This window comes from Puerhibacterium puerhi, assembly GCF_009846865.1.
Lineage (GTDB): Bacteria > Actinomycetota > Actinomycetes > Actinomycetales > Cellulomonadaceae > Puerhibacterium > Puerhibacterium puerhi.
Map to the genome: position 1 here is coordinate 131,221 of NZ_WUWN01000007.1, position 10,642 is coordinate 141,862.

Annotated in this window: 9 protein-coding genes; 6 read left to right on the forward strand and 3 right to left on the reverse strand. The window is 77.3% G+C overall.

Translation table 11 applies throughout. The features are described 5' to 3' along the window. Positions 1-91: 91 nt before the first annotated feature. Positions 92-1,150, forward strand: a complete 1,059-nt coding sequence (locus GSF02_RS06400) for a zinc-binding dehydrogenase (RefSeq protein WP_159793899.1) — start codon at positions 92-94, stop codon at positions 1,148-1,150. 61 nt (positions 1,151-1,211) lie between these two features. Here the strand turns inward: GSF02_RS06400 and GSF02_RS06405 are convergent, their stop codons facing one another. Beyond that, positions 1,212-2,636, reverse strand: coding sequence for a C40 family peptidase (locus GSF02_RS06405; protein WP_159793901.1), 1,425 nt, complete (start codon positions 2,634-2,636; stop codon positions 1,212-1,214). 458 nt (positions 2,637-3,094) lie between these two features. On the opposite strand from GSF02_RS06405, the gene GSF02_RS06410 reads away from it, so the two are divergent. The 3 genes from GSF02_RS06410 (at position 3,095) to GSF02_RS06420 (ending at position 6,250) form a co-directional block, all read left to right on the forward strand. Continuing rightward, positions 3,095-4,447, forward strand: a complete 1,353-nt coding sequence (locus tag GSF02_RS06410; RefSeq protein WP_159793903.1) for a bifunctional o-acetylhomoserine/o-acetylserine sulfhydrylase — start codon at positions 3,095-3,097, stop codon at positions 4,445-4,447. A gap of 14 nt (positions 4,448-4,461) precedes the next feature. After that, positions 4,462-5,661, forward strand: a complete 1,200-nt coding sequence (gene metX, locus GSF02_RS06415) for a homoserine O-acetyltransferase MetX (RefSeq protein WP_408003866.1) — start codon at positions 4,462-4,464, stop codon at positions 5,659-5,661. 160 nt (positions 5,662-5,821) lie between these two features. After that, on the forward strand, positions 5,822-6,250 hold the full coding sequence (locus tag GSF02_RS06420) for a VOC family protein (RefSeq protein WP_159793907.1): 429 nt from the start codon (positions 5,822-5,824) through the stop codon (positions 6,248-6,250). 39 nt (positions 6,251-6,289) lie between these two features. Here GSF02_RS06420 and GSF02_RS06425 read toward each other — a convergent pair whose 3' ends face one another. Next, positions 6,290-7,240 (reverse strand): hypothetical protein, encoded by a 951-nt coding sequence (locus GSF02_RS06425; protein ID WP_159793909.1) that lies wholly within the window; start codon positions 7,238-7,240, stop codon positions 6,290-6,292. 93 nt (positions 7,241-7,333) lie between these two features. Between GSF02_RS06425 and GSF02_RS06430 the strand changes: the two genes are divergently transcribed. Then, entirely contained in the window at positions 7,334-8,293 is a 960-nt protein-coding gene (locus tag GSF02_RS06430; RefSeq protein WP_159793911.1) for a zinc-binding dehydrogenase, read from the forward strand. A 78-nt stretch (positions 8,294-8,371) separates the two neighbouring features. On the opposite strand, the gene GSF02_RS06435 is transcribed toward GSF02_RS06430, so the two are convergent. Next, the gene (locus GSF02_RS06435; protein ID WP_159793913.1) at positions 8,372-9,907 is read right to left on the reverse strand and encodes a restriction system modified-DNA reader domain-containing protein; all 1,536 of its coding nucleotides are present in this window, start codon (positions 9,905-9,907) and stop codon (positions 8,372-8,374) included. A gap of 289 nt (positions 9,908-10,196) precedes the next feature. Between GSF02_RS06435 and GSF02_RS06440 the strand changes: the two genes are divergently transcribed. Continuing rightward, positions 10,197-10,642, forward strand: a 446-nt coding sequence (locus GSF02_RS06440; RefSeq protein ID WP_408003865.1) for a hypothetical protein, incomplete at its 3' end; no start/stop codon positions are given.

The following is a 10,642-nucleotide window of genomic DNA, read 5'->3' on the forward strand; positions in this document are numbered from 1 at the left end:
CCGGGGCCCCGCCCGGGCGGGGCGCCGGGTCGCCCGCCGGGGGCGCCGCCCCCCGCCCCGGGGGGCGGCGCCGCCGTCGTACTGTGGACGCATGCTCGCTGCCATCATCCACGGCCCTCGTGACGTGCGTGCCGAGGACCGCCCCGACCCCCGGATCCTCGCCCCCGGCGACGCCGTCGTGCGCGTCGTCGCCTCCTGCGTGTGCGGCTCCGACCTGTGGCCCTACCGGGGCGTCAACGAGACGCGCGAGCCGCGCCCCATCGGTCACGAGCTGGTGGGCGTGGTCGAGGAGCTCGGCGCCGACGTGACCTCCGCGCAGGTCGGCGACTTCGTCATCGTGCCGTTCTCGCTCAGCTGCGGCGATTGCCAGGCCTGCCGTGCCGGCTTCCCCTCGGCCTGCGACAAGGTCACCGGCTTCGGCTCCAAGGACCGCGACGGGCTGCCGGTCGACGGCGCCCAGGGCGAGCGCGTGCGCATCCCGCTGGCCCAGCACTCCCTGTTCCCCGTCGGCCGCACCGAGGCCGAGCTCGAGGCCGCCGGCCTGGTGCCGCACCTGCTCACGCTCGCCGACGTCATGTCGACCGGCTACCACGCCGCGGTCTCCGCCCACGTGGGCCCGGGCGACGTCGTCGCGGTGGTCGGTGACGGCGCGGTGGGGCTGTCGGCCGTCATCGCCGCCAAGAAGCTCGGCGCCGAGCGCATCGTCGCGATGAGCCGCCACGAGGACCGGGCGGCGCTCGCCCGCGAGCTCGGGGCCACCGACGTCGTCGCCGAGCGCGGCGAGGAGGCCACGGCCGCCGTGCGCGACCTGCTCGGCGGCGACCTGGCCGACGCCGCGCTGGAGTGCGTGGGCACCGCGCAGTCGATGGACCAGGCGTTCGGCGTGGTCCGCGGCGGCGGGCGGATCGGCTTCGTCGGCGTGCCGCACGGCCCGGCCCTCGACGTGAACCGCATGTTCCGCCGCAACATCTCGGTGGGCGGCGGCATGGCCTCGGCCCGGCGCTACATGGCCGAGCTGCTGCCGGACGTGCTGGACGGCACCATCACCCCGGGCCGCGTGTTCGACCTGGAGCTGCCGCTGGCGAAGGTCGCCGAGGCGTACGCCGCGATGGACGAGCGGCGGGCGACGAAGGTGCTGCTGCGGCCGTAGTGCCGCTGGCCCGTGTGCCGCAGGGGACGAGGAGCGCCTCGCTCAGTCGATCCGGACGCGCTCAGGGGCGCCCGGCGTAGGGCATCGTGTCGCCCCAGCGGATCGGCACCTCGCGCACGTTCACGCCCGGCCGCGGCGCCTCGATCATCTTCCCGTCGCCCGAGTAGATCGCCACGTGCCGGATCTGCGCCGGGTCGCCCGGTGAGTTCGAGTAGAAGATCAGGTCGCCCGGGCGCATCTGCCCGTAGGGCACCTTGCCGACGCTGAGGTACTGCTGGCGCGACGTGCGCGGCAGGCCCACGCCGGCGGCGCCCCAGGCGCGCGACGTCAGCCCCGAGCAGTCGAAGCCCGGGTAGCCATTGCCGCCCCACTGGTACGGCGCGCCGATCTGCGCCCGCGCCCACGCGACCGCCTGCTGCCCCTGGGCGGAGCTCCCGACGCCGACGCCGGAGGTCGGCGGGGGCGTGGGCTTCGGTGTCGGCTTCGGCGTCGGGGAGGGGGCCGGCGTCGGGGTCGGACGCGTCGTCGGCGCCGCCGTCGGCCGCGTCGTCGGCCGCGTCGTCGGCGTCGGCTGCGGCGTCGGCTGCGCGGACGGCGCCGAGGGGGTCGAGGGGCTGGGCGGAGCCGAGGGCGACGGTGGCGACGAGGGCCGCGACGGCGCGGGCGACGACGGGCTCGCCGCCGCAGCAGCCTCCTCGCGCTCGGCCTGGGCGTTCCGGTCCGCGGCGGCCTGCACCGCCGCGAGCCGCTCCTCCTGGCGCCGGCTCTCGAGCTCGACGGTCGTGTCGTTGAGCTCGGCCAGCCGCGCGACCAGCGCTGCACGCTCCGCGTCCGCGGCCGCCGTGCGCGCAGCGAGGTCGCCCGCCGCGCTCTCGGCGCTCGCCAGCGCAGCGTCGGCCCGCTGCTGCGCCTCCCGCAGCGCGTCGGCCGCGGCCTGCCACCGCGCCTCGGCGGCGCGGGCGCTCGCGCGGGCGTCGGCGTGCACGGCGAGCGACGCGGCGATCTTGCGGTCGACGGCCCGGCGGGCGGCGCCGTCGGCCACGACCTCCCGGACGTCCGCGGCCCCGGCGACGACGGCGAGCGGGCCGAAGGCGCCGTCCCCGCGCGCGGTGATCCGGTAGGCCTCGGCCAGGTGGGTGCGCGCCGACCGCTCCCCCGCGTCGGCGGCGTCAGCGGCGGCCTGCGCCTCCTCGGCGGCGGCGGTGGCCGCGCCGACGTCGGCCTGCGCGCCGGCGTAGTCCTCCGCGGCCGACTGCACCGCCGCCTCGGCCGTGGCCAGCTCGGCCTGGAGCGCGTCCAGCCGGGCCTCGGCCCCGGCGACGTCGAGCGCCGCGGCGTCGGCCGCCGCGCGAGCCGCCGCGACGTCGTCGTCCGGCGGGGCGGCGGAGGCGGTGGGGACGGCGACGCCGGAGGACACGAGCAGCAGCACCGCGAGGGCAGTCGTCGGGCGCCGCCACGCGGCGCGCGGGTGCGGCGTGCGGACCACGATGCTGCTCCTTCGTCGGGCGCCTGGCCGGCGTCAGCGGGCGCCGGGGCGCCCGGCGCGGGCCGTCGGCGCACGGCCCGCGGACCACTCTGGCCTGCGACCTGCGGCAATGCCAACCAGCGCGGAAAAATCACCCCGGCGCCCGGGACGCGCCGGGGTGTCGCGCGCGGCGCAGCACCCGCCGCGGGCACGACGAGCACCGCAGGGAACGCCGTACGCCGTCTCATATTTTGGTCCCGCATCGTGAGATGGCGGTTCCGCCGGGGTCTTGGCGCCGTTACTGTCCCTGCCATGACTCGTCGAATGTGTCGCTGACCGCAGCGCACGTTCGCCTGCCCGGAGCTCGCTCCGGCCCCGCGTGCGCAGACGCTCGCCGCGGATCACCTCCGACGTTGCAGGCCCCTCGAGGGGCGTCCGCGGCCCGCCAGCACCCCACCGCAGCCGAACCGGAGACCCCCATGAGCACGCAGCCCCACTGGTCGTTCGAGACCCGCCAGATCCACGCCGGCCAGGCGCCGGACCCCGCCACGGGCGCACGCGCCCTGCCGATCTTCCAGACCACGTCGTTCGTGTTCCCCTCGGCCGACGTCGCCGCCGACCGCTTCGCCCTGCAGGACCTCGGCCCGATCTACACGCGCATCGGCAACCCGACGCAGGAGGCCGTCGAGAACCGCATCGCGAACCTCGAGGGCGGCGTCGGCGCCCTGCTCGTCGCCTCCGGCCAGGCCGCCGAGTCGCTGGCGATCCTCAACATCGCCGAGGCGGGCGACCACGTCGTCGCCAGCCCCAGCCTCTACGGCGGCACCTACAACCTGCTGCACTACACGCTGCCCAAGCTCGGCGTGGAGACGACGTTCGTCACCGACCCGCACGACCCGCAGGCCTGGCGCGACGCCGTGCGGCCCAACACCAAGCTGTTCTTCGGCGAGACGGTGCCGAACCCGCTGGCCGACGTGCTCGACATCGAGACCGTCGCCGGCGTCGCGCACGAGGCCGGCGTGCCGCTGGTCGTGGACAACACCGTGCCCACGCCCTACCTGCTGCGCCCGCTGGAGTGGGGCGCCGACGTCGTCGTGCACTCCGCCACCAAGTACCTGGGCGGCCACGGCTCGGCGATCGGCGGCGTCATCGTCGACGGCGGCACGTTCGACTACGCCCTGCACGCCGACCGCTTCCCCAACTTCAACCAGCCCGACCCGAGCTACCACGGCCTGGTCTACGCCCGTGACCTCGGCGTCGGCTCGCCGCTGGGCGCGAACCTCGCGTTCATCCTCAAGGCGCGCGTGCAGCTGCTGCGCGACCTCGGCCCGGCGATCTCGCCGTTCAACGCGTTCCTGCTCGCCCAGGGCATCGAGACGCTGTCGCTGCGCATCGAGCGGCACGTGGCCAACGCCCAGAAGGTGGCCGAGTGGCTCGAGGCGCGCGACGACGTCCGGACCGTCCACTACGCCGGCCTGCCGTCGTCGCGGTGGCACGAGGCCGCGGCGAAGTACCTGCCCAAGGGCGCCGGCGCGGTGCTCGCGTTCGAGCTCGACGTCGACGACCCCGAGACGGCGCGCAAGGCGGGGCAGGCGTTCGTCTCGGCGCTGCAGCTGCACTCGAACGTCGCCAACATCGGTGACGTCCGGTCGCTGGTCATCCACCCTGCCTCCACCACGCACAGCCAGCTGACGCCGCAGGAGCAGGCGTTCTCCGGCGTCACGCCGGGCCTGGTGCGCCTCGCCGTGGGCCTGGAGCACGTCGACGACATCCTGGCCGACCTCGAGCTCGGCTTCACCGCAGCCAAGGGGCAGCTCGGGGCCAACGCGTGACGCGGACCACCCCGATCGTCGGCAGCGCCAACCGCCTCGTGGGGAGCACCCCGAGGTCGGTCGCCAGGCCCCCCGTCCCCGCGACGGGGGCCTGGCGCGACGGCGACCCCGCCGGCGAGCGCCGGTTCGCCGCCGTCGGCTCGTTCGAGCTCGAGGGCGGCGGGCTGCTGCCCGACGTCACCGTGGCGTACGAGACGTACGGCGAGCTCGACGCCGACGGGGCGAACGCCGTCCTGGTGCTGCACGCGCTGACCGGCGACTCGCACGTGGCCGGGCCCGCGGGGCCCGGCCACGCGTCGGCGGGCTGGTGGGAGGACATGGTCGGCCCGGGCCGGCCCATCGACACCGACCGCTGGTTCGTGGTGGTGCCCAACGTCCTCGGCGGGTGCCAGGGCACGACCGGCCCCGCCTCGGCAGCCCCCGACGGCCGGCCGTGGGGCGGCCGCTTCCCCCGTGTCACGACGCGCGACCAGGTGGCCGTGGAGGTCGAGCTGGCCCGCCAGCTCGGCGTGCGTTCCTGGGAGCTGGTGGTCGGCGCGTCGATGGGCGGCCTGCGCGCCCTGGAGTGGGCCCTGATGGGCCCCGAGGCCGGCATCGAGGTGCGCGGCCTGGCCGCGATCGCGACGACGGCGCAGACCAGCGCCGACCAGATCGCCTGGGCGCACCCGCAGCTCGCGGCCATCCGGCTCGACCCGCGCTGGAACGGCGGCGACTACTACGACGCCCCTGACGGCGAGGGCCCGCACGCCGGCCTCGGCGTCGCGCGGCAGATCGCGCACACCACCTACCGCTCGGCGCACGAGCTCGACGCCCGGTTCGGCCGCCTGCCGCAGGGCGGGGAGGACCCGCTGACGGACGGCCGCTACGCCGTGCAGTCCTACCTGGACCACCACGGGGACAAGCTGGCCCGCCGCTTCGACGCCAACTCCTACCTGGTGCTGACCGAGTCGATGCTCACGCACGACCTCGGGCGCGACCGCGGCGGGGTGGAGGCGGCGCTGTCCCAGGTCACGGCGCGCACGCTCGTGGTCGCCGTCGACTCCGACCGGCTGTTCCCGCCGGCGCAGTCGGCGCGCATCGCGGCGTGGGTGCCCGGCGCGGAGGGGCTGCGGATCATCACCTCCGACCACGGGCACGACGGCTTCCTCATCGAGTTCGACCAGCTCGGCCCGATCGTGCGGGAGTTCCTCGGGGCCACCGAGCGCGTCGCCTGAGCGCCCTGGCGCACCGGCTGAAAGCCGCCGGAGGGCCTTGCCGTGCTCCCGCACCTCGCCCCACCCTGGTGATGACCCCGTCACACCCGGGTGGGGCGGCGGCCACCACGACGCCGGGCGGCCAGCGCCCGGCCCGACGCGAGGACGCGAGGGATCCGCCATGGCCAAGCTCAACCCCTACGTCAGCTTCAAGGACACCGCCCGCGAGGCGCTGGAGTTCTGGCAGTCCGCCCTCGGCGGCGAGCTCAGCATCTCGGTCTTCTCGGACGTCCCCGAGGTCGCCGGCATGCTCCAGGACGAGGCCGAGAAGTCGCTCGTCATGCACGGCCAGCTCGACACCCCGAACGGGCTGACCCTCATGGCCGCCGACACCGGCTCGTCCATGCCGTACGAGGCCCCGACGTCGGGCGTCACCGTGGCCCTCACCGGCGGGCCGGAGGACCTCGACTACATCCGCGGCGCCTACGAGGCGCTGTCCGACGGCGCCAGCGACGTCATGCCGCTCGACCTCGCCCCGTGGGGCGACCACTACGGGCAGCTCACCGACCGGTACGGCATCACCTGGATGTTCGACGTCGGCCCGGAGTGACGCCTGCGGCGCCGCGTCGTCGAGGCACCGCGTCCCGGGTCACGCCGCCCGCAGCAGCGCCGCGCGGCGCGCCTCGACGTCGGCGGCGCGGTGCCGCAGCGCCTCCTCCCGCGCGGCGAGCCCCTGCTGGACGTGCCCGACGGCGGCGAGCGCGCGCTGCACCCGTCCGGCGGCGTCGGCGATGCGGTTCTTGACCGCCCAGTCCCCGAAGATGTTGTCCATCCAGTCGAAGATGCTGGTCAGGCCGTCGATGCCGATGCCCCCGACGCCCTGCTGCCCGAGGTCGCCCAGCTCGGTGGCGAGGCGCCGCAGGTCCAGGTCGGCGCGACGCATGAGCGCTGCCGCCTTGTCGAGCTTGTCGTGCTTGACCATGTCGGCCACCAACCCGCCGCCGAAGAACGTGTCGTAGGTGGCCCAGCCGTCGGCGCTGCGCAGGTACCCGGCGGCCTCGGTCAGGCTGCCCAGGGCCGTGCGGGCCGCGGCGGCGGCCTCGGCCACCTCCTGGCGCTCGGCCGCGACGGCCCCCGCCTCCCGCGCCAGCGCGTCCAGGTCGGCCGCGGCGGCCCCGCCGTGCGTGCGCACCCAGGCCTCCACGGCGTGCAGCGCCTGCGCCCGGCGCGCGCCGACGTCGCCGAGGGCCGCGAGCTCGGCGTCCACGGCGGCCAGCTCCCGCTCCGCGGCCGCCAGACGCGCCTCGACCACCCCGGCGGCGTACTGCGCCGCCTGCTGCTCGGCACGCTCGCGGTCGAGCCGCTCGGCCCGGTCGCCGCGCAGGCCCGCCCAGATCCGCGCCGGGCTGAGGTGCTCGAGGCGCTCGACGTCGGCAGTCTCGTCCGCGAGCCGCTCGCGGGCCTGGGCGAGCGCCTGGCGCTCGGCCTGCACGGCGCCGAGGGCGCGCTCGCGCCGGGCGGTGAGGCGGTCGTGCTCCGCGACGGCGCTCTCCGCGGCGTCGAGGAGGTGGCGGGGGTCGGGCTCCGGCGTCGTGGACATGCCGGGACCCTAGCGGGCCGCGGCCCGGCGCAGGGCGCGGGTGCGCGGGCCGGTGCGCGGGCCGGCCGGTGGACGGCTCGGTAGGGTCGCGGCATGCGTGCCGCCTACGCCGCCCGGTTCTCCCCCGACTCCCCGCTCGACGCCCTCGAGGTGGGCGAGCGCCCGGACCCGCCGGAGCGCGAGCACTGGACCACCGTCACCGTGCGCGCGGCCAGCCTCAACCACCACGACCTGTGGTCGCTGCGCGGGGTGGGGCTGCGCGCCGAGCAGCTGCCCATGGTGCTGGGCACCGACGCCGCCGGCGTCACGCCGGACGGCACCGAGGTGGTGGTGCACGGCGTGATCGGCGCGGACGGGCACGGCGTCGGGCCGCGGGAGCAGCGCTCCCTGCTGTCCGAGCGCTATCCCGGCACGCTGGCCGAGCGGGTCGCGGTGCCGACGGCGAACCTCGTGCCGAAGCCGGCCGAGCTCGGCTTCGCCGAGGCCGCGTGCCTGCCCACCGCCTGGCTGACCGCCTACCGGATGCTCTTCACCGTCGGCGGCCTGACGCCCGGCGACCGGGTGCTCGTCCAGGGCGCGGGCGGCGGCGTCGCCACCGCGGCGATCGTGCTCGGTGCGGCTGCGGGGCTCGAGGTCACCGCGACGTCGCGCTCCGCGGCGAAGCGCGAGCGCGCCCTGGCGCTCGGCGCGGCGCACGCCCTCGAGCCCGGCGAGCGCGTGCCGGCCCGGGTGGACGCGGTCGTGGAGTCGGTCGGCCGGGCGACGTGGGCGCACTCGGTGCGCTCCGTACGGCCCGGCGGCACGATCGTCGTGTGCGGCGCCACCTCCGGCGACGCCGCGCCCGCCGAGCTGAGCCGGATCTTCTTCCAGGAGATCGCGGTGCGCGGCGTCACGATGGGCACGCGCGAGGAGCTCGCGGCGCTGCTCAACTTCTGCGCCCGCACCGGGGTGCGGCCGGTGATCGACTCGCAGGTGTCGCTCGACGACGTCGGCACCGGGCTTGCGCGGATGGCCGCCGGCGAGCAGACGGGCAAGATCGTCGTCGTGCCCTGACGCCGTCGTGCCCTGACGCCGTCGTGGTCCGGCGGCGGCGTGCGACTTGTCGACGGCTGCGGCGACGACGGCGGCGGGTCAGGCGAAGCGGTCGCGGAACGCGTCAGCCAGCGTGGGCCCGGTCTCCCGGTGCAGGCGCCACACGACCCAGCCGTCGGCCGACTGGGAGCCGGACGCCGCGACGGCGGCGACGTCCGGGTGGCGGTAGCGGCCGCCGTCGGGCAGCTCGATGACGCCGTCCGGGCGCAGCACCGCCTCGAAGCGCTGGCGACGGCGCGGGCGCGACCACACCAGCGGCGTGTCGACGCCGATGCTGCTCGCCAGGGCGATGAGGTCGGGGTCGGTCTCCTCCGCCACGGGGACGGGCGGCGCCGTGGGCGGCGTGCTCCACGGCTCGCCGGTGCCCGGCGCGGCCGGGGTCGTGTCCCGGGCGGCGGCAGGTCCGGCAGGGGCGGACGACGCGGACGACGGTCGCGCGGCAGGGCCGTGCGGCGCCCGGGCCTGCGGGTTCTCGGCCTGCGGGTTCTCGGCCTGCTGCGTCTCGGCCTGCGGGTTCTCGGCCTGCGGGTTCTCCGTCGGCGCGGCCGCCGCGAAGCGGTCGGTGCGCGAGCGTCGGCGCAGCGGTACGCGCGGCACCCGCCCGGTGACGGTGGTCCGCATGCCCTCCGGCACCTCCCCGGTGACGGGGCGCGGCTCGGCGCGCGGCACGGCAGCCGGCGCCGGCGCGGGGGACGCGGGCGCAGGGAACCCGGGTGCCGCGGACCCAGGCGCCCGGGTCGGGAGGGGCGCGCTCGGCGTCGCGGCAGCATCGGCGGTTCGGGCAGTCGGCGCGGCGTCGGCGACCTCGGCAGTCGGCGCGGCGTCGGCAGCGTCGGCCGCTGCCTCGCGCGGCTCCGGGCCGCCCGGGACCGGCTCGGCGGTCTCCGCGCCGTCCGTGGCCGGCTCGGCGGTCTCCGCGCCGTCCGCCTCCGGCTCGGCCTGCGGTGCCTGCACCACGACCGGCAGGGCGGCCGTGAGCGGGCGGGTGCTCGGCGTCGCGACGATCTGGGGCGAGTCGGGAGCCGACGCCGGGTGGATGACCAGCGGCGAGACGTCGATGAAGCGGCGGCCGTCCGCACCGTGCAGCATGGCCATGCGCAGCACCTCGACGGGCATGGCGGGCTGGCGCAGGAAGTCGATCGCGTTGAGCACGTCCTGGCGTGCCTCCTGGCAGATCACGATGAGGCGCGCGCCACCGCGCGGCTGCGTCCGCGTCATGGGCACCGAGTCGTAGAACTCGGCGACGTCCCGCTGGAAGGCCTGCGCACCGCCGTGGTACCGCGCCGCGAGCTGGCCGCGCGTCATCCGGCCGGCGGCGCCGGCGTGGTCGAGGGCGCGCGCGAGGGCCGCCTCGTCCAGCTCCGCGACCAGCTCGACGACGACGGGCGCACCCGTCGCGTCGAGGGCGAGCAGGTGCGGCTCGTCAGGCCCGGCCCCGGGCGCCACGGGGAAGATCTGCTCGCCGAGCAGCCCGTCGATGTGCGACTCGACGACCCGGTGGGCGCCCGAACCGACGCCGGGGCGCGGCGTGCGCACCAGGTGCGGTCGTTCACCCTCGACCTCGAACAGCGGCACAGCCCCACCTCCCGTCGTGCCGGGCGCGGCCCGGACGGGACACGCGCGGCCATAGCCTACGCGCGCCGGATGACAGGCCCGCGACACGCCGGGACCGGGGTGAAAAGGCGGCGCGCCGGGAGCATCGCCGCTGCCAGGGCTGATGCCCCGGGCTGTCCGCGGCCGCCCCTCGCCCGGGGTGACGCCCGTCTCGGCGCGCTGTGAAGACTCCGGTCGGGCCTCGGGCAGGGACCGGACGGACGTCGGGCACGCCGGCCCGCGAGGGCGCCCGCGCCGCCACGATGGCACCGTGCCCCCACGCTCCGGCCCCGACGCACCGCGCCCGCCCGCCGCGGCGGGGCCGGCCTCGCCCCCGGCCGAGGGACGGCGTCCGCACGACCTGCTCGCCCTGGTGGAGCACGCGCTGTGGGTCGCTCCCGCCGCCTCCGGGGCGCTCGCGCTCGTCCTCGCGCTGGTGGCCGCGGTCGGCGACGGCGCCCTGGCCGACCCCGCCGCGACCCTCGGCGCGGCCGTGTGGCTGAGCCTGGTGTGGGTGCCGCCCTCGCTGGTGTGGGGCCCGGTGACCGCGCTCGCCGCGTGGCTGGCCACGGCGCCGCTCGCCGGGCGGCGGGTGCCGCCCGCGCTGGAGGCGCTGCTGGGCGCCGCGGCCGGCACGGCCGTCGCCGCCCTCGGCGTCCTCGTGCTCGACCTCGCGGCCGGTCCGCCGGCGTCCGCCGTCGCGGCGGCGGTGGGCGC

Bases quoted from the DNA above. Each gene is read 5' to 3' on its own strand.
- GSF02_RS06400 (WP_159793899.1), top strand. From the start codon at position 92: ATGCTCGCTGCCATCATCCACGGCCCTCGTGACGTGCGTGCCGAGGAC.
- GSF02_RS06410 (WP_159793903.1), top strand. From the start codon at position 3,095: ATGAGCACGCAGCCCCACTGGTCGTTCGAGACCCGCCAGATCCACGCC.
- GSF02_RS06420 (WP_159793907.1), top strand. From the start codon at position 5,822: ATGGCCAAGCTCAACCCCTACGTCAGCTTCAAGGACACCGCCCGCGAG.
- GSF02_RS06425 (WP_159793909.1), bottom strand. From the start codon at position 7,240: ATGTCCACGACGCCGGAGCCCGACCCCCGCCACCTCCTCGACGCCGCG.
- GSF02_RS06430 (WP_159793911.1), top strand. From the start codon at position 7,334: ATGCGTGCCGCCTACGCCGCCCGGTTCTCCCCCGACTCCCCGCTCGAC.